This is a genomic window from Klebsiella aerogenes KCTC 2190, from assembly GCF_000215745.1.
Lineage (GTDB): Bacteria > Pseudomonadota > Gammaproteobacteria > Enterobacterales > Enterobacteriaceae > Klebsiella > Klebsiella aerogenes.
This window is the reverse complement of the sequence record NC_015663.1, coordinates 1,796,149-1,814,898: the sequence shown is the minus strand read 5'-3', so window position 1 is coordinate 1,814,898 and position 18,750 is coordinate 1,796,149. Positions and strand designations below refer to the sequence as shown.

The window sequence follows — 18,750 nt, the reverse complement described above, 5'->3', positions numbered from 1 at the left end:
TTTTTTACATCTGAGGCGTCATGTCTCGAAATGATACGCTACTCAGATTAACGCAAAAGGAAACAGGATGTGGCTTAAAAATTAAACGGGCGGCCAAAGCCGCCCGTCGTTAGCAGGAAAAGTTAAATCGCCCAGCCGCCGGCATAGAAGATAACCAGCGCCGCCGCGATGATCACGGTGCCCGCATTGAGTTTACGCCACTCGCCGGATACCACGCGGCCAATCACCAACGATGCGAAACCGATCATGATGCCGGTCACGATGTTGCAGGTCAGCACGATGAACACCGCGGTAATCAGCCCCGCCATCGCATCAACGAAGTCATTGAAGTCGATTTTCGCCACGTTGCTCAGCATCAGCAGGCCAACGTACATCAGCGCTGGCGCGGTCGCGTAGGCCGGCACCAGATAGGAGAGCGGAGAAAGGAACAGGATCAGCAGGAACAGCACGCCAACGGTGACGGCCGTCAGGCCGGTTTTACCGCCCGCCGCCGTACCGGCCGCCGATTCGATATACACCGCCGCAGGAGCCGCGCCCACCACGCCGGAGAACACGCTGCTCAGGGAGTCGGTAGTCAGCGCTTTACCGCCGTTGATGATCTGCCCGTCTTTATCCAGCAGATTAGCCTGGCCGGCAACCGCGCGAATGGTGCCGGTAGCATCGAATACTGCAGTCATGACCAGCGCCAGTACGCTTGGTAAGACCACCGGGTTCAGCGCGCCGATGATATCAAGGCTGCCAATAAGCGAATTGCCTTTGTCATCGCTCAGCGACGGCATGGCGAAAATCCCGGAGAAGTGGACGTTCGGATCGAAAATCAGGCCGATAATGGAAATACCAATGATGGTCAGCAGAATGCCGCCCGGCACTTTCAGTTTTTCCAGACCGATAATGACCGCCAGGCCAATCAGCGACATCATCACCGGGAAACTGTCGAAGTTGCCCAGCGCAACCGGCAGGCCGTCCAGCGGGTTTTTAATCACCAGGCCGACGCCGTTGGCGGCAATCAGCAGCAGGAACAGGCCGATACCGATGCCGGTGCCGTGCGCCACGCCCTGCGGCAGGTTGCGCAGGATCCAGCTACGAATACCGGTAGCGGAGATAATGGTGAACAATACCCCCATCAGGAAAACGGCGCCTAATGCTACTGGAATGCTGATGTGCTGCCCCAGCACCAGGCTAAAAGCGGTAAACGCGGTCAGCGAAATCGCGCAGCCGATAGCCAGCGGCAGGTTGGCCCACAGGCCCATGACTAATGAACCGACGCCCGCCACCAGGCAGGTCGACACGAACACCGCTGCCGGCGGAAAACCCGCTTTCCCCAGCATTCCCGGCACCACAATGACCGAGTACACCATCGCCAGGAAGGTCGTTAACCCGGCAACGATTTCCTGACGTACGGAACTGCCGCGAGCTGAAATTTTAAACCAGGCGTCTAAAGAACCGCCGGTACGCGCTGAAGGCGTAGACATAGAAAACTTCCCCTGAAAATTTTGATCGTTCGCGTGTATGCGTGATGGACCGTCCACTGCCAGTTAAACGCCATCTCCTTGTGCTGTTTCCCGGCGCCAGGAGGGAGGCTGAGAAAAAGCAAACGTTTAACTCCGCGCATACAATGCGGTATATGGAATGTCTTTGCTCCCGCTGTAGGCAGGGGAAAAAACGAGCAAAGTAAAAAGGCAAACGATTATCCTGTCTTTAGACGGCCCTTTTCAACTGAAGTTTGTTGTATTTTGCCAAATTTCGCCGCCAAAGCTCAGGAAATAGACAAACGATGCGCAAACGTTATCGTCAATGCGCAAAGCATTAACATTTTTATATGTTTTAATCCGCTTTCAGGCGCATTAACCGCCAGGTAGGGTAAACGGCCCGCCGCGCTCAATAGCGTTAATCCACCCCGGACGTGACTCAACCTGCTGCTGCCAGCGCCGGGTATGCGGCAAGTCTCCAACACCGCCACGCGCCAGTAGCGCCATTACCGGAAAGCTCATCTGAATATCCGCCATACTCAACGCGTCACCGGCAAACCACGGCTGACGGGCCAGATGCTGTTCTATATACGCCGCGTGGGTCGCCAACTGTTTGTCCAGCCACGCTTTTTGCACCCCTTTGCCCAACGCCCCGCCCAACGTGCGCATGCCAAGCGGCACCGGCGGCTTGCCGAGGCTGGCGAAGATAAGCTTCATCAACAACAAAGGCATTAACGATCCCTCGGCATAATGGAGCCAGAAGCGATATTGCAGTTTCTCTTCCCGCCCCAGCGGTCTGAGCTGCTGAGCGCTATCATAGGTCTCCTGCAGATATTCCAGAATCGCGCCGGACTCCGCCAGCACCACACCCTGATCCTCAAGCACCGGCGATTTACCCAACGGGTGAATTTTTTTCAGTTCCGCTGGCGCCTGCATGTTTTTTTCACGCTGGTAGCAGACTACCTGATAGGACAATTGCAGTTCTTCCAACGCCCACAGCACGCGCTGCGAGCGGGATTGGTTGAGGTGATGGACCGTCAACATGGCGCTCTCCTGTTGTTCGTTCAAATTAACTATAGAAACAGGCGGCCAATGACGGAAAAATTTCGGCAACGTCAACAGGCAAAATCAGCAGGCTGTGCCACAATTACATTGTCGACGCAATCCGGAACCTCCTTCAACACATTGCGCAATACCTGAGGGGAGTCGATGTCGGGGGAAACCCTCCCGTGAGCCAGCGGGATAATGCGAAAGACAAAGACCGGAAAACAACTAAAGCGCCCTGTTGTGGCGCTTTAGTTTTTTGCAGGTATCACCATTAATCCTCTTCCAGCAGGCGTGCGCCGGTCCCCTCTTCACCCAACTTATCTCCAGGGTTGCGTAACGGACAATCGCGGCGCGATAAACAGCCGCAACCGATGCAGCCGTCGAGCTGGTCGCGCAACGCGGTCAGGGTGTGAATACGCCGGTCCAGCTCCTCCCGCCATTGCGACGACAGCTGTTTCCACTCTTTGGCGCTCAGATTATGCCCTTCCGGCAGGACGCCGAATGCCTCGCCGATGGTCGCCAGCGGAATACCAATACGTTGCGCAATCTTGATGATAGCGACCGCACGCAGCACATCGCGGCGATATCGCCGCTGATTGCCCGCGTTGCGCTGGCTGCGGATAAGCCCTTTGCTTTCATAAAAGTGCAGCGCCGAGACGGCGACGCCGGTTCGTTTCGCCACTTCCCCAGGGGAGAGCAGCATTTTGATACGGGTTGGTTTCTTTTCCATAAAAGCGCTTTACCTCAAGTTAACTTGAGGAATTATACTCGCCAGCAGACAAAACGACGAATCGAGAATTGAGAGAGGCCGCTTTATGTCCCATCAGGATATTATCCAAACGCTTATTGAATGGATTGATGAACATATCGATCAACCACTTAACATTGATGTAGTCGCTAAAAAATCGGGATACTCGAAATGGTATCTACAGCGGATGTTCCGTACCGTCACCCACCAAACGCTGGGTGATTACATTCGCCAGCGCCGGCTACTGCTCGCCGCTGAGGCGCTAAGGACCACGCAACGCCCTATTTTTGATATTGCGATGGATTTGGGATACGTCTCGCAACAGACGTTCTCACGGGTGTTCCGCCGGGAGTTCGATCGCACTCCCAGCGACTACCGTCATCAGATTTCCGCCTGACGACCGTCGTGCGGCGGACGCAGTAAGATCGGGGATTTCGCCAGCCACTGGATAAACTCCTGTGGCGGCATTGCCCTGGCAAAATGCCAACCCTGACAAAACTGCACGCCGCGCTTAAGCAACCAATCCACCTGATCCAGCGTTTCTACCCCTTCAGCTATGGTTTTTAAACGCAGGCTACGCGCCATGTCGATGATATGCTCGGCAATCAGGTGGCTGGTGCTATTAGTCGTCAGCGTATCGATAAAAGATTTATCAATCTTCAGAATATCGACGTTGAGCGAATAGAGATTGTGCAGGTTGGAATAACCGGTACCGAAATCATCAATAGCTATCTCATAGCCCGCTTCGCGGAAAGCCTGGATCACCGGCGTGGTTTTCGGCACATCGATAAACCCCCTTTCGGTGACTTCAATTTTGATTTGCTTCACGCAAACTGCATAGCTGCGCGCTTTCTCAGTGATCTGTGCAATCAACCTCGCGGAGTGGAAATCCGAGGCCGAAAGATTAATCGCGATATAGAGCTGCGGGTGTCGGGACAAATATTCGCCAAGATCGTTGAACAACTCGTCAACTACGTAATCTGTGACCTGAGCAATCATGCCTGAGTTTTCCGCCAATGGAATAAACTCCGCCGGACTCATGACCGGACCATCAAATCCCGGCCAGCGTAGCAACGCCTCGGCGCCGACGCAGCGATTATTCTTAATGTCGATAATGGGTTGATAATGCAGACATAGCTGGCGGTGGCTTAACGCCCGCAAGAGCTTATTACGCGGTGAATGATACTGCTGACGGCTGCGCGACCATACCATCAGAATCAATATGCTGCAGATGATCCCTAACGGCAGGGTCAAGGTGACCTGATCGTACAGGCTGGCATAATAGCTGGCGCGCGAGGTGGACATGATGACCGCAATCGGCCGAATCGAGGAATGAGCGACGGTATAAACCCGGCCATCCTGATTAAAAAAAGCGTCTTCGTGGCGGATAAGGCGGTGTAGTTCCCTGGCATCAACGTTTTTACTCACTGAGAAAAACATATTCGTTTTGGTATCGAAGACGCCGTAGGCTAAGTCTCTATCACTGGAAATAACCGAGCTATAAGAGAGAGGATTAACCACCACGGCATAATGGCCGCGCTGCATATAATTCATATCATAGCCCGGATAAAACGGCGTATCGCGGTAGTAGTAAATAGAGACGTCGGGCTGGCGGGTGTAATTCGCCGCGGCTATTCTCCACCCCTCTTCGGGATGAACTGCAGTAGAACAGATGAATTTGTTACCGTTCGCGTAAATCAGGTCATCGACATACAGCAATCCGCGGACAATATTCAACATGTAATGCTGATGCTGCGGGGAACATAATACCCCTGTAAACTGCATGGCCTTTTCGCGCGCCTGCTCGGATTCATGAATGACCATTTCCGTTTTTTGCAACGCCAGCTGCGAAAACGACTGCAATCTATCGGAGATTTCTTCCCGGGCTCTAATTTGCGCGAACCACAACGCCAACACCACCGGCAGCACAACCACCAGTATGGTGAAGAATATTTTGAACGCCTTATGCGGCGCGCTACGACTCATTTCCGCTTTTTATCCATGCGATACGCCTCAATCACGGTATAAGGGCAAAAACCAGGCATTACCGACTGTTATAAAAAACAGCGAATTTCAGCAACGAACACGTTTATGTAAAAACCTCACACCTAATAATGATGAATCATACTTACTTATAGATGGATCGAGAAACATTCTCGTAATAATTAAGACACTAGCCACTTACTAATTCGGTTTCTCCGTACAATTACTCGTAATAAGTAACAAAACCCGTAGAACAATTATCGGCAGTCTACGCCCAGCCCTTAGCAGCGTCGAAAAACAGACGCCAGACAAGCTGGCGTACATCCCCTCGGCATTAACCACAGTTATTTTATGGTTTTTAAATGTCAAAAAAGGTCATTTTTTGTCTGGCGAATAAATCAGCAAATGTGATATAGTTCACACAAGTTGATGAAACAAAACTATCGTTTCATCACTCCCTGAAGTGCCCCCAGATAGCCAGAGCGTCTCATTAATTGATAATCGCGCCAGGTTGTCTAAGGTCCCCGACTTTCATTGAGAGATAGGATAAGTTAATGGCTTCCATTACTACCAGTGTCGTTCTTTTGCGCTGGCCCCTGGTGAGCGCAGTATTGATGTTCCTGGCCAGCTCGCTGAATATTCAATTACGTAAAAGCGACTATGCCGGTTTAGCGATTATTTGTAGCTGTCTGGGCCTCGCTGCCGCCTGTTGGTTTGCTACCGGCTTGTTAGGCATCACCATGGTGGATGTCGCCAAAATCTGGGGCAACATTAAAGACGTCATGGTTGAAGTCATGAGTCAGACGCCACCAGAATGGCCAATGATGATGACCTGATAAAAAAGCTTCCTACGGGAAGCTTTTTTATTTTCAGCAACAGTGAGGACCTTCCCCGCGCCCCCGGCTAATATTGTTCGCATAACTGCGGCCGTAGACGCTCGTTTGGGCAGCGCTTAACTGCACAATATGATTGATAAAGACAAGATTCTGGTTCCGCGGCTTCAAAATTGTACGGGCAGATTGGCCGCTCTCTTAACGTTTCCCACTGTTTATCGTCATAACGCGTAATGTTATAAATTTTTAATGAATGATATTGATCATTAATTAAAACTTTAGAGGAAAAAAGTTTCATTGTTTCACCGGGAAGCAATAAAAGATCGGCTTCATACCAGATAATAAACTTCAGAAACCGCAGCCCCGATATTGACGAGAACGCAACGCCGGTATGCGGGCAGATAAGGGTGTTAAGAATAGTCCATTTCATCTTCCATCCTTGTAAGTAAAATCTGTGGCGGGGAATTTAGTGATAGCACTCCTGGTCGTTATCCGCAAGGTAGCTTATTAATAGTGTGATATAGAACGAGGCTGGTACACATCGGTCATACCACTCATGAAGTAAGCTAATCCGGGCTTTCTACGAATTATGTATTAATACTAAAAAAACATAACCATGCAGAGTCTATAAATAACCTTACAATAGATTTTAAATAACAGACAAAAATATCATTTTGATAGTCCATCAGGTTAAATAAGTGATTAGCGATCACAAATAAAAAATATTCTACAGGGAGGGCCGTACCTCCTTCTTTTGTATTATAGCGGAAACGGTAATACCTCTTCCGCCGTACCGACGCAATGGAAGTAGGCAGAAAAAGACGCGGGAGAGCGTATGCATTGTCTAAAATATAACCATCTCCCTGCAGAGTGTCGCATCATGAACATCTTCGGTTTTCAGCGTCGCCTGGCGACGCTTTCCGCCTGCCTTCTCGCCTTACTGTTTGCCGTCTCAGCCCCGGTATCTTCGACGGAAAAACCGCCGCCGTCGCAAAATGATAAAGCTGAACTGGCTATCAATATGGATCACATCATGCAGCCGCAAAAAGGCGATCTTCCCGACATGATCAACCGACGGGCGATCCGAGTGCTAACGACTTACAGCAAGACATTCTTTTTTATCGACAAAGGTACCCAACGCGGCGCTACCCACGATCTTTTCATCGCTTTAGAAAAAGATCTCAATAATCAGCTCGCAAAAGAGAAGAAGCTGAAGCAGAAACACCTCAAAGTGCGGATCGTTTTCATCCCGGTCACGCGGGATAACCTGTTCAAAGCGCTAAATGAAGGCAAGGGGGATATCGCCGCCGCCAATCTCACGATCACCTCGTCGCGTCAGGAGCAGGTCGCCTTTACCACCCCGCTCTATAGCGATGTCAAAGAACTGTTGGTATCGGGGCCATCATCGCCCGACGTGAAAAACCTGGAGCAGCTTTCCGGTAAAACCGTGTTTGTCCGCCGCTCCTCCAGCTATTACGAAAGCTTGCAGACGCTTAACGCCCGCTTCGCTAAAGCGTCGCTGCCGCCGGTTATTCTGCAGGAAGCGCCAGAGGCACTCGAAGATGAGGATCTTCTCGAAATGCTCAATGCCGGCCTGATTCCCCTGATCGTAGTGGATCGCCATAAGGCGCTTTTCTGGAAACAGGTGTTTCCAAAAATTCAGGTGCATGAAAACATTGTGCTGCGGGATGGCGGCAGCATCGCCTGGGCTGTGCGCAAAGATAACCCACAGCTTCTCGCGGAACTGAATAACTTCGTGAAGCACAATCGTCAGGGAAGTACGTTGGGCAACACCATTCTGCTGCGCTACCTGAAAAGCGCGACCTACGTTAAAAACGCCGCAGCCAACAGAGAGCGCGCTAAGTTTTTGCAGATGGTGGAAATTTTTAGAAAATATGGCGAACGCTATGATGTCGACTGGCTGCTGATGGCCGCCCAGGGATATCAGGAATCGCGGCTCAATCAATCGGTACGCAGCCACGTCGGCGCAATCGGCGTAATGCAGGTCATGCCCGCGACCGGCAAGGAATTGAAGGTTGGCGATATCAAAAAAATCGACCCCAACATTCATGCCGGCGTTAAGTATATGCGCTGGATGATCGATCATTACTATGGCGACCAACCGATGACGCCGCTTGATAAGGCGCTGTTTTCGTTTGCTTCTTACAATGCCGGGCCGGCACGCATCGCGCGTCTACGTACGGAAACCCAAAAACGCGGCTTTGACCCAAATATCTGGTTTGGCAACGTCGAGAATCTCGCAGCAGAGAAGATCGGCGCTGAGACGGTGACCTACGTCAGCAATATCTATAAATACTACATTGCGTATCGGCTGATTATGGATGATATCGCCCGTAAACAAAAAGCGACCGCCGCGCCGCTACCCGAGCCTGGAACGGGTAAGCCGCAGCCAGACACAGTTCCGCCAACCGCTCCTGAAGCTTCGGCCCCGGCAACCTGAGGGCCTGAAACGAAAAAGCCCCGAACACTCGGGGCTTTTTGTTGGCTTACTGCATAGGCAGTAGGTAATAAGGAGAACCTTAAAAGGGTTCTGATTACCTGTGAATTAAACTTTAATATAAAAATACATCTAAATCATTATTTTAATTTATTTTTAATTGTCTTTTGTAATATTTTTCAATGGTTTTAATGCTGCTATATGGAGAAAACTTTATATTTTTGAACTGCAACTGGCGTTAATGGAATGATTGCCCTCCCCCAACCGTATCTCCATCACCTTCTGGCTGGACGATGAAGTGGTTAAGGCATGGTACGAAGCTGCAACACCGTCATCACGGGGGCGACCTCAGCGCTATTCTGATCTCGCCATCACCACTGTTCTGGTGATTAAACGTGTATTCCGGCTGATTCTGTGGACTGTACAGGGATTTATCGATTCCATTTTTGCCCTAATGGACTTTTCCCTGCGCTGCGCGATTACGATGCTCAGGTAGCTGAGGCTCTGGTCATAGTGCGTGCATTGAACAAAATAACAAAGGTCGGTATGCCAGAAAGCGTGCATATTGCCAGAAAACCCGACCGCTACGGGGACGCTTACCCAAAAACTGATCTATTCAACAAAGCCAACGGAAGATCTTACCCACTACAGACACGGTGATTACAGCTAAAATGATGGAAAAAAGTCCAAGAAAAATGAGCAGGGAAAGGAGGGGATTAAGCAGCCCCCCAGACTAGTGAAATCACTAACCCGCCCGAGCTGATCCGATGACAATGTACGTAAAATGATCTCCGGTATAATGAGAAAGAAAATAATAACAATTGGAACATAAATCAGCAGTTTTTTGTTTTTCTCATCTTCCTTCTTGCCCTCTCTGGCAACCATGATAAATTATTGAATGATAATGATACAGCAAGGCTATATAAAATGGCACAAACCTATTTGCAATTGAAAATGTAATCAAACAAGCAATTAGCTATTACATTAACAAAGTCATTAAGAAACATGCACGCCAACCATATGTCTACAATCGAAAAGGTGAAACCAGGCGCAGAGCGGCTAGTCAATTATAGCGCATGCCTTATGCCAGACGAATACTATCGCAGTTCCTGCCGTGACACATGGCGAGAGGACAAACGATTGGTTATGGCCTTAGGTGAAATTTATGACAGAGGCGATGTCACTCTGGACATGGTTGAAATATATTTTCGGAAAACTCTTACCAGGCTCGGCGAGCAAAAAAGCAATAGCCTCGTAGCCCACATTCAAAAATTGTTAGGCAAAGCAGCAGAACATTCGTCAGTTAAAGCCAGCAAGTTAGCGCTGTCACTTACCATTGCTAATTTAGTCATTAGCAGCAGGGATTTTAAACAGACCCATATCAAACTCGTTAACTCCTTTTCGGCATGGTTTGTGAACGGAACAACGCTCTATGCTAAAGCACAGATAGCCGCATCCGCAGCTAACAGACTCAAGTTTCAGGCTCCTGCTTACTATCAAGCACTGTATAAAGAAAATATTGAAATGCTTTATTTTCATATTGAGCCGCAAATGTCGGAGATAATTTATCAAATAAACTCTGGAGATAATAACGAAGAAAAAATCGGTGATGCTTTGTATGAGATCTTGAGAAAATGAAGCGTGCGTTCCTGTGGCTTATTCAGTCATTTTTCTACCTAATACCTGCCGTTCTTATTGTCGCGGGGATTTATATTTTTGTGCGTTTTATCCCAAATTACGCGGCAATACTGAGCGCCCTGTGGATAGTCATTGTTTCTATTGTCTATATAAAATACAACAAATGGTATTAGTGGTTATCTGTAGATAGAAGTCGCATATTTTTGCTGCATTATTATCTCTTCCCGGAAACATTGATTTGAATTCGTTAAATACCTCCAGGCTTAGAAATATTGTGTAGCCGTTTTATTTAGGCTAAGTCGGCAATTAACTAATAATCCTCCTGTTTTGAAACTTGGCCACTCAACATACTGAGTCCTTTATCCAATGCTGCAATTCCCGTATTCATTTTCTTGAATAAGATTATCTGGCAGGGGCGTTGCACAGCAGTTCAGGAAAGGTCAGCTACGTGAGCGGCAGTAGTATTAATTATCAGCCTGTGGGAACATCTGAAAGCGACGTATCGCCGGGCAAAAACGATAACGCTTATCTTGGATAACTTTATTATTCACAAGAGTGAGAAAACACGAAACTGGCTGAAAGCGAACCCGAAATCCTGGATAGTTTATCAATCGGTATACTCACCATGGGTGAAACATGTGAGCGGTTAACCATATAGGACTTGCAATGGCTGGCGCAAAGTAGGTTATTTCCCCGCAACCAGCCTTTTCCTGACATGCTACACTCCCCTCCCTCTTTCGAGGTTCAAACCCATTACTGGGTAAGGATAAGTCAGGCTTGCAATAGGCTTTCCAACAACCCATGATTAACTCAGAAGATTGAGTTAATCATTTGATTTAGAAAGAAAAACTGCGCACTTAGAACGGAATATCGTCGTCGAAGTCCATCGGCGGTTCGTTAGATGGCGCTGCCGGGGCCTGCTGCTGCGGACGAGACTGCGCGCCGCCGCTGAACTGGTTGCCGCCCTGCGGCTGCTGAGGCTGACCCCAACCGCCCTGCTGCTGGCCGCCGCCTGCCGGTGCGCCGCCGCCCTGACGGCCGCCCAGCATCTGCATGGTGCCGCCGACGTTTACCACGATTTCAGTGGTGTACTTGTCCTGACCGGACTGATCGGTCCATTTACGGGTGCGCAGCTGGCCTTCGATATAAACCTGAGAACCTTTACGCAGGTATTCGCCAGCGACTTCCGCTAGTTTGCCGAACAACACAACGCGGTGCCATTCAGTCTGCTCTTTCATTTCGCCGGTTTGCTTATCGCGCCAGGATTCGGAAGTTGCCAGCGTGAAGTTGGCGACAGCGCCGCCACTTGGCATGTAGCGTACTTCCGGGTCCTGCCCCAGATTACCGACGAGAATCACCTTGTTTACGCCTCTGCTGGCCATGATCGAATCTCCTGAATAATACGTTTTGTATAAGTGTAAACCGGGAATTCTAACACCACAAAGGGGCAATTTGATAGCTGCGAAGCCAATTCCAGAAAACATCCCGCCGCTATGCAATTTTTCACCCTCTTACTGCAGCGCCATTCCAATACTGTATATCCAGACAGGTTAAGTTGTGTCATAATTAGCCGTTTCTGCCGTTTGTCCTTCAAACAAACCAGGCAATCCGTGTATCTACCTACCGGGAAAGGTGAATGGATAAGATCGAAGTTCGGGGCGCCCGCACCCATAATCTCAAAAACATCAACTTGGTCATCCCGCGCGACAAACTCATTGTCGTCACCGGGCTTTCTGGGTCTGGCAAATCCTCACTCGCTTTCGACACCCTGTACGCCGAAGGCCAGCGTCGCTACGTCGAATCGCTCTCCGCCTATGCGCGACAGTTCCTGTCGCTGATGGAGAAACCGGACGTCGATCATATCGAAGGGCTGTCGCCGGCGATTTCTATCGAACAGAAATCGACCTCCCACAACCCGCGTTCGACGGTAGGCACCATTACTGAAATCCACGACTATCTGCGACTGCTGTACGCCCGCGTCGGCGAACCGCGTTGCCCGGACCACGACGTCCCGCTGGCCGCGCAAACCGTCAGCCAGATGGTCGATAACGTGCTCTCACAGCCGGAAGGTCAGCGCCTGATGCTGCTGGCGCCCATTATTAAAGAGCGTAAGGGCGAGCACACCAAAACGCTGGAAAACCTTGCCAGCCAGGGCTACATTCGCGCGCGGATCGATGGCGAAGTCTGCGATCTTTCGGATCCGCCGAAGTTAGAGCTGCAAAAGAAACACACGATCGAAGTGGTTATCGATCGCTTCAAAGTACGTGACGATCTGGCGCAGCGTCTGGCGGAGTCTTTCGAAACCGCGCTGGAGCTCTCAGGCGGCACCGCCATTGTTTCCAACATGGATGACAGTAAAGCGGAAGAACTGCTGTTCTCGGCGAACTTCGCTTGCCCGATTTGCGGCTATAGCATGCGCGAACTGGAGCCGCGTCTGTTCTCCTTCAACAACCCGGCAGGGGCCTGCCCGACCTGCGACGGCCTTGGCGTTCAACAGTATTTCGATCCCGATCGGGTGATTCAGAATCCGGAGCTATCGCTGGCTGGCGGCGCCATCCGCGGCTGGGATCGCCGCAACTTCTACTATTTCCAGATGCTGAAGTCGCTGGCGGATCACTATAAGTTTGATGTCGAAGCGCCCTGGGGCACCCTCAGCGCTAATGTTCAGAAAGTCGTGCTGTACGGTTCAGGTAAAGAGAATATTGAATTCAAATACATGAACGACCGCGGCGACACGTCAGTACGCCGCCATCCGTTTGAAGGCGTGCTGCACAACATGGAGCGCCGTTACAAAGAGACGGAATCCAGCGCGGTGCGCGAAGAGCTGGCGAAATTCATCAGCAACCGTCCGTGCGCCAGCTGCGAAGGCACACGTCTGCGCCGCGAAGCGCGCCACGTGTTTGTGGAGAACACACCGCTGCCGACCATTTCCGATATGAGCATCGGCCACGCGATGGACTTCTTCAACAACCTGAAGCTGTCCGGGCAGCGGGCGCAAATCGCTGAGAAAGTGCTGAAAGAGATTGGCGATCGTCTGAAATTCCTCGTCAACGTCGGTCTGAACTACCTGACGCTCTCTCGTTCGGCGGAGACGCTCTCCGGCGGTGAAGCGCAGCGTATTCGTCTGGCGAGCCAGATTGGCGCGGGGCTGGTTGGCGTGATGTACGTGCTGGATGAGCCCTCCATCGGCCTGCACCAGCGTGATAACGAACGCCTGCTCGGTACGCTTATCCACCTGCGTAATCTGGGCAACACGGTCATTGTCGTTGAACATGACGAAGACGCCATTCGCGCCGCCGATCACGTCATCGACATCGGTCCCGGCGCTGGGGTTCACGGCGGCCAGGTGGTGGCCGAAGGGCCGCTGGACGCCATTATGGCGGTACCAGAATCGCTCACCGGGCAGTACATGAGCGGTAAACGCAAAATCGAAGTGCCGAAACAGCGCGTCGCCGCCGATCCGGAAAAAGTGCTGAAACTGACCGGCGCACGGGGCAATAACCTCAAGGATGTGACGCTAACGTTGCCTGTCGGCCTGTTTACCTGCATTACCGGCGTTTCCGGTTCCGGTAAATCAACGCTGATTAACGATACCCTGTTCCCCATCGCCCAGCGCCAGTTGAACGGCGCGACGATTGCCGAGCCTGCGCCGTATCGCGATGTTCAGGGGCTGGAGCACTTCGATAAAGTCATCGATATCGACCAGAGCCCGATTGGCCGTACGCCACGTTCAAACCCGGCAACCTATACCGGCGTGTTTACGCCGGTGCGCGAACTGTTCGCCGGTGTTCCGGAATCACGTTCACGCGGCTATACGCCGGGCCGCTTCAGTTTTAACGTCCGCGGCGGCCGCTGCGAAGCCTGTCAGGGCGACGGAGTGATCAAGGTTGAGATGCACTTCCTGCCGGATATCTATGTGCCGTGCGACCAGTGCAAAGGCAAACGCTATAACCGCGAAACGCTGGAAATTAAGTACAAAGGCAAAACTATCCACGAAGTGCTGGATATGACCATCGAAGAAGCGCGCGAATTCTTTGATGCCGTGCCGGCGCTGGCGCGTAAGCTGCAAACCCTGATGGATGTTGGTCTGACCTATATTCGTCTCGGCCAGTCGGCAACCACGCTCTCCGGCGGTGAAGCCCAGCGCGTGAAGCTGGCGCGCGAACTCTCCAAGCGCGGTACCGGCCAGACGCTGTATATCCTTGATGAACCGACCACCGGTCTGCATTTCGCCGATATTCAGCAGCTGCTGGACGTGCTGCATCAGCTACGCGATCAGGGCAATACCATCGTGGTCATTGAGCACAACCTCGACGTGATTAAAACCGCCGACTGGATTGTCGACCTCGGCCCGGAAGGCGGTAGCGGCGGTGGGGAAATTCTCGTTTCCGGCACGCCAGAAACCGTTGCCGAATGTGAAGCCTCACACACGGCGCGCTTCCTGAAGCCCTTGCTGAAGTAATCTCTCAGGCCTCTTCCTTCACGGAAGAGGCCTCATTTCATCTCATTCCATCTCATTTTTTCACGCTGAGACTTCGTGATTTGCCCGGAGCGCTCACTCTGGCGTCTGATAGTCGCTATCGCCCACCGAATGCCGGGAAAACTATGCGAGTACCACGCCTCATTCCGTTATTTATCATCGCCGCCGCGCTATGTACGTTAAGCGCCTGCTCATGGGTTGGCCGCTACAGCGATACGGCCTATCAGCAATTGCTCACACTCAAGCAGTTGCATTTGCAGTTCATCGCCACCGCAGCGACGGAGGACGATCAACAATTGAACAAGGAAGATGAACAGATTCGCCAGCAGTTCACGCAGGCGATCGCCCAAGGCGACGCGCTGCGCCAGGAAAATTTCAGGATACTTGAAGGTAACTATTTACGCGTTTACGCCCATCGCCAGATGCTGGGCGCGCCCTTTACCCCTGCCGAAGCGCAATATTTAACGCGGCAGACCATTTATCTCTATCAACAGGCTATCGCTGGCGAATGTCAGCGTACAGGGAGGGAATAATGCCGACAACCATGGAGATTCGCACGCTGTTGTCCGCTTGCGCGATTAATAGCGCCGAATGGATGCCATTACTGAATAAAGTACTTGGCGATGAGCAGCGCGAAGTACGCGATAGCGCCATCTTTTTGCTACAGGCATTGCAGCAAAAAGCTCAGGGCTGGCTGACCGAAGACGATCTACGGCTACTGCTGGAAGGTCAGCGCGATATTGCCCGCATTCGCGCCAACAACCAGAGCATCGCGCGTCAGGCGCAGCTGCAGGCGACGTTGTTACGGCTGCTCGATATCACGCTGCTGGCGCTGGCTGGCAGGCTATAAGCTAGGCCAACTGCCTCCGCTTATCCTCCGACAGCAGGTCGACCGCCTGTTGATAGGAAGCATCCACCAGATAGTAAATCTGCGAATCTGGCAGAGAGCCATCGAGGAAAACCGTGCTCCAGTGAGCTTTATTCAGATGTCTGCTGGGGCGAACATCGCGATGTTGTTCGCGCAGCAGCTCGGCAAGCTCCGGGCTGGTCTTTAACGCAACGGCCGGCCGCTTATCCTCCACCTCTTTCACCATGGCGAATAACACATCCGCGACCTTGATTTGCGTCGCTTTCCAGTCGCTATGAACACTTTGCTCCGCGCCCGGCTTCGCCATGCAGTACAGCAGTAGATCCGATATGGTCATTTTTTATTCTCCCATGAGCGTTGCGACAATATGCCGCGAACCGCCGTGAATACGATGCTCCCCCAGCCAGATCCCCTGCCAGGTCCCTAACATGACGTTGCCGTTCTGCACCGGCAACATCAGGGAAACGCCCAGCAGCGATGATTTAATGTGCGAGGGCATATCATCAGGACCTTCATAATCGTGTTCATACGGCGCGTTGTCTGGTACGGCATTGAGGAAATGCTGTTCCATATCAAAACGGACCGTAGGATCGCAGTTCTCATTCAACGTCAGGGAAGCGGAAGTATGCTGGAGTAACAGATGCAGCAGGCCAACCTTGATATGCGAGAGCTCGCGGATTTGACCAATAATTTCGTTGGTCACCAGATGGAAACCACGAGATTTCGGGCCTAATGTCAGGGTTTGCTGATGCCACATAAACGACTCCTGTAATGTGTGAATCCTTCTAAGTTTGCAGCAAGAAACGAAAAGGTAAAACCTCAAAGGCTGAAATTCGTACAAAAAAAAGACAGCCTGCGGCTGCCTTCTCGTATTCAGATGCGTTGCGTTTCACACGCCTTAATATTCTGAATTCACAATCACCTCTTCCCCCTGCGACCCGGCCATCGGCAAAGGTTTATAGGAGGAGTTTGCCGCACGCAGCACGCGAATTCCTCGCGCATCGGCATCGCGGGCCGCCGAGATATCGTTGTCAGAGTCCCCGTAGAAGACTTTGATATTCTTCTCGCGTAACCACTGAGTTTTCGTGTTCTGGCCGGGCTTATCGCCGGCAAAAATCACCGGGTTCATGTTAGCACCAGGGATCAGGAAATCATCCTGCAGGGTTTTGGAGACGGTCTCAGTTTTGGTCTGGCTGCGGCCGGTGACGAAGTAAATGCTGTCGCCGCGCTTAATATGCATCGCGATCAACTGGCGGCCCACTTCTTTCGGCATACTGAACTCGTCCCAGCCGTTATTCATCTTTTCCCAGAACTCCGGGTTCTTCAGATAAGCTTCGCTGCCGGGAGAATAGGTTTTTTGCCCGCGCCAGAAACCGGGGCTGGAAAATAACACGGTATCATCGATATCGAAACCCACCGCCATCGGCGCGCGGCCCAGCAGGCTATTTTCGATTTGCGCTACCGATACCCAATGGATCGGCGCCTGTTCGGCGAGTTTCGCAACATTCGTCCCTTCCCAAATGGGCTGTGGAGTGGACGCGCGAGCGACAACGGAGTTATTCAGAGCGAACAACAGACAAGTGGCGCTAATGGCCAAAGTTAACTTACGCATATTTATCCCTATGCCCCTCATGCGCCAGGCCGCTTAGCGGCAACCTGAGTTATTTTGGGTCTAAATAATCGATTCGTTATTATTTTTAATAATGAGTGAGCGCATTAATGCACCAAGACCTTAACGCCTGACCACATAGATAGAAAGGATTTTCTGCGCAGATGTCATATAAAAAGAGCATGATCACACTTCAGAGGTACTACTACCCTCGCCTTAACGCTGGCGAGGGCAAGTTCGTAAGTAAGCACTTACATTACGGCAGCAAACGCCTGGGCGACACGCTGGACGTTACGCGAGTTAAGTCCCGCCACGCACATCCGGCCGCTGGCAATCAGGTAAACGCCAAACTCTTCGCGTAGACGATCTACCTGTGCCGCGCTCAATCCGGTGTAGCTAAACATGCCGCGCTGCTTCAGCAGGTAGTCAAAGTTTTTGCCGGGAACGGCCTCTTTCAGCGCATCCACCAGCGTCTGACGCATCGCCAGGATGCGGGTACGCATAGCTTCCACTTCCGCCAGCCATGAGGCTTTCAGCGCCGGGTCGTTCAATACTGCCGCCACCACCTGCGCGCCAAAATTAGGCGGGCTGGAGTAGTTACGACGCACCGTCGCTTTCAACTGACCCAGCACGCGGCCAGCGGTTTCAGCATCATCGCAGACGATTGACAGGCCGCCGACGCGTTCGCCGTACAACGAGAAGATTTTGGAGAATGAGTTGCTGACCAGCATCGGCAGGCCGGCGCTGGCAATCGCGCGGATAGCGTAGGCATCGTCTTCCATACCGGCGCCAAAGCCCTGATAGGCAATATCGAGGAAAGGAATTAAATTACGTGCTTTCAACACCTTAACAACTTCATCCCACTGTGCGTTGCTCAAATCGGCGCCCGTTGGGTTGTGGCAACATGGATGCAGCAGCACGATATCGCGCTCAGGGAGCGTCTGTAGTTTGGCGAGGAAGGCTTCAAAACGTACGCCGTTGGTCTCATCATCGAACCATGGGTAAGTACTTACTTCGAATCCAGCCCCTTCAAATATGGCGATGTGGTTTTCCCAGGTCGGGTCGCTAACCCATACGCGAGACTGTGGGAAGTAGCGTTTAAGGAAATCGGCGCCAACCTTCAGCGCGCCGGAGCCACCCAGGGTTTGAATTGACGCTACGCGGTTTTGTTTCAGCACCGGATGGTCGGCACCAAATAACAGCGGCGCAATGGCGTGGCGGTAGCTATTGAGACCTTCCATCGGCAGATACAGCGAGGCGCCGTGCGGCTGGGCATTGAGTCGTGCTTCGGCATCCGCCACGGCCTGTAGTTGCGGAATAATGCCGTCTTCGTTGTAGTAAAGACCGATGCTGAGGTTCACTTTGTCACTACGCGGATCTTCTTTGAAACGCTCCATCAAGGAGAGAATGGGGTCGCCGGCGTAGGCGTCAACTTTTTGAAACACGAGATGTATCTCCAGGTTTACGAAAGCAGGTATTTACACAATAAACCGGAAGTTGGGGAAGGTCGAGGGGATGTTGGTAAGTTATCGACAAAGATCGCTGCAAACATGGGCGACGCCGTGCGCCGCCCCTGCTCATTACCCCGATAAGCGTAGCGTAATCGGGGAAATATGC

General features: G+C 51.7%; 17 protein-coding genes and 2 pseudogenes. 9 read left to right on the top strand and 10 right to left on the bottom strand.

The genetic code is table 11. The features are described from left to right. Positions 1-122: 122 nt before the first annotated feature. The 3 genes from EAE_RS08775 to soxR form a co-directional block, all read right to left on the bottom strand. Positions 123-1,472, bottom strand: coding sequence for an NCS2 family permease (locus EAE_RS08775; RefSeq protein ID WP_015704058.1), 1,350 nt, complete (start codon positions 1,470-1,472; stop codon positions 123-125). A gap of 372 nt (positions 1,473-1,844) precedes the next feature. Further along, positions 1,845-2,513 carry a glutathione S-transferase family protein gene (locus EAE_RS08770; protein WP_015704057.1) on the bottom strand — a complete coding sequence of 223 codons (669 nt, stop codon included), beginning with the start codon at positions 2,511-2,513 and terminating at the stop codon, positions 1,845-1,847. A gap of 274 nt (positions 2,514-2,787) precedes the next feature. After that, positions 2,788-3,246 (bottom strand): redox-sensitive transcriptional activator SoxR, encoded by a 459-nt coding sequence (soxR, locus tag EAE_RS08765; RefSeq protein WP_015368733.1) that lies wholly within the window; start codon positions 3,244-3,246, stop codon positions 2,788-2,790. Positions 3,247-3,331: 85 nt separating this feature from the next. On the opposite strand from soxR, the gene soxS reads away from it, so the two are divergent. Beyond that, positions 3,332-3,661: a superoxide response transcriptional regulator SoxS gene (soxS, locus tag EAE_RS08760; RefSeq protein WP_015368734.1), complete on the top strand. Its 330-nt coding sequence runs from the start codon at positions 3,332-3,334 to the stop codon at positions 3,659-3,661. Here soxS and EAE_RS08755 read toward each other — a convergent pair. Beyond that, the gene (locus EAE_RS08755; protein ID WP_015704056.1) at positions 3,646-5,250 is read right to left on the bottom strand and encodes an EAL domain-containing protein; all 1,605 of its coding nucleotides are present in this window, start codon (positions 5,248-5,250) and stop codon (positions 3,646-3,648) included. The two genes, soxS and EAE_RS08755, sit on opposite strands and share 16 nt — an antisense overlap. Before the next feature lie 551 nt (positions 5,251-5,801). On the opposite strand from EAE_RS08755, the gene EAE_RS08750 reads away from it, so the two are divergent. Beyond that, complete coding sequence (locus EAE_RS08750) at positions 5,802-6,083, top strand: YjcB family protein (RefSeq protein ID WP_015704055.1); 282 nt, start codon at positions 5,802-5,804, stop codon at positions 6,081-6,083. Positions 6,084-6,150: 67 nt separating this feature from the next. On the opposite strand, the gene iraM is transcribed toward EAE_RS08750, so the two are convergent. Continuing rightward, positions 6,151-6,510 (bottom strand): anti-adapter protein IraM, encoded by a 360-nt coding sequence (gene iraM, locus EAE_RS08745; protein WP_015704054.1) that lies wholly within the window; start codon positions 6,508-6,510, stop codon positions 6,151-6,153. Between the two features lie 450 nt (positions 6,511-6,960). On the opposite strand from iraM, the gene EAE_RS08740 reads away from it, so the two are divergent. From EAE_RS08740 to EAE_RS08725, 4 genes and pseudogenes are all read left to right on the top strand, one after another. Continuing rightward, positions 6,961-8,541 carry an MltF family protein gene (locus EAE_RS08740; protein WP_015704053.1) on the top strand — a complete coding sequence of 527 codons (1,581 nt, stop codon included), beginning with the start codon at positions 6,961-6,963 and terminating at the stop codon, positions 8,539-8,541. A 247-nt stretch (positions 8,542-8,788) separates the two neighbouring features. Then, positions 8,789-9,013: pseudogene (locus tag EAE_RS08735) on the top strand (transposase); the annotation flags it as partial. 545 nt (positions 9,014-9,558) lie between these two features. Then, positions 9,559-10,176: a hypothetical protein gene (locus EAE_RS08730; protein ID WP_223848492.1), complete on the top strand. Its 618-nt coding sequence runs from the start codon at positions 9,559-9,561 to the stop codon at positions 10,174-10,176. A gap of 403 nt (positions 10,177-10,579) precedes the next feature. Then, positions 10,580-10,817, top strand: a pseudogene (locus EAE_RS08725) (IS630 family transposase); the annotation flags it as partial. Between the two features lie 216 nt (positions 10,818-11,033). Here EAE_RS08725 and ssb1 read toward each other — a convergent pair. Further along, positions 11,034-11,558, bottom strand: a complete 525-nt coding sequence (gene ssb1 / locus EAE_RS08720) for a single-stranded DNA-binding protein SSB1 (protein ID WP_015368746.1) — start codon at positions 11,556-11,558, stop codon at positions 11,034-11,036. Between the two features lie 254 nt (positions 11,559-11,812). On the opposite strand from ssb1, the gene uvrA reads away from it, so the two are divergent. The 3 genes from uvrA (at position 11,813) to EAE_RS08705 (ending at position 15,506) form a co-directional block, all read left to right on the top strand. Then, entirely contained in the window at positions 11,813-14,638 is a 2,826-nt protein-coding gene (gene uvrA, locus EAE_RS08715; protein ID WP_015368747.1) for an excinuclease ABC subunit UvrA, read from the top strand. Between the two features lie 143 nt (positions 14,639-14,781). Continuing rightward, positions 14,782-15,189, top strand: coding sequence for a hypothetical protein (locus EAE_RS08710; protein ID WP_015704049.1), 408 nt, complete (start codon positions 14,782-14,784; stop codon positions 15,187-15,189). Then, the gene (locus EAE_RS08705; RefSeq protein WP_015704048.1) at positions 15,189-15,506 is read left to right on the top strand and encodes a hypothetical protein; all 318 of its coding nucleotides are present in this window, start codon (positions 15,189-15,191) and stop codon (positions 15,504-15,506) included. The genes EAE_RS08710 and EAE_RS08705 overlap by 1 nt, the downstream gene beginning before the upstream one ends. A gap of 1 nt (position 15,507) precedes the next feature. On the opposite strand, the gene EAE_RS08700 is transcribed toward EAE_RS08705, so the two are convergent. From EAE_RS08700 to tyrB, 4 genes are all read right to left on the bottom strand, one after another. Beyond that, a complete protein-coding gene (locus tag EAE_RS08700; RefSeq protein ID WP_015704047.1) occupies positions 15,508-15,861 on the bottom strand; it encodes an MmcQ/YjbR family DNA-binding protein in 354 nt (117 codons plus the stop codon). 3 nt (positions 15,862-15,864) lie between these two features. Beyond that, a complete protein-coding gene (locus EAE_RS08695) occupies positions 15,865-16,281 on the bottom strand; it encodes a secondary thiamine-phosphate synthase enzyme YjbQ (protein WP_015368751.1) in 417 nt (138 codons plus the stop codon). Between the two features lie 141 nt (positions 16,282-16,422). Further along, a complete protein-coding gene (gene aphA / locus EAE_RS08690; RefSeq protein WP_015704046.1) occupies positions 16,423-17,136 on the bottom strand; it encodes an acid phosphatase AphA in 714 nt (237 codons plus the stop codon). 248 nt (positions 17,137-17,384) lie between these two features. After that, positions 17,385-18,578 carry an aromatic amino acid transaminase gene (gene tyrB / locus EAE_RS08685; protein WP_015368753.1) on the bottom strand — a complete coding sequence of 398 codons (1,194 nt, stop codon included), beginning with the start codon at positions 18,576-18,578 and terminating at the stop codon, positions 17,385-17,387. Between the last annotated feature and the right edge of the window lie 172 nt (positions 18,579-18,750).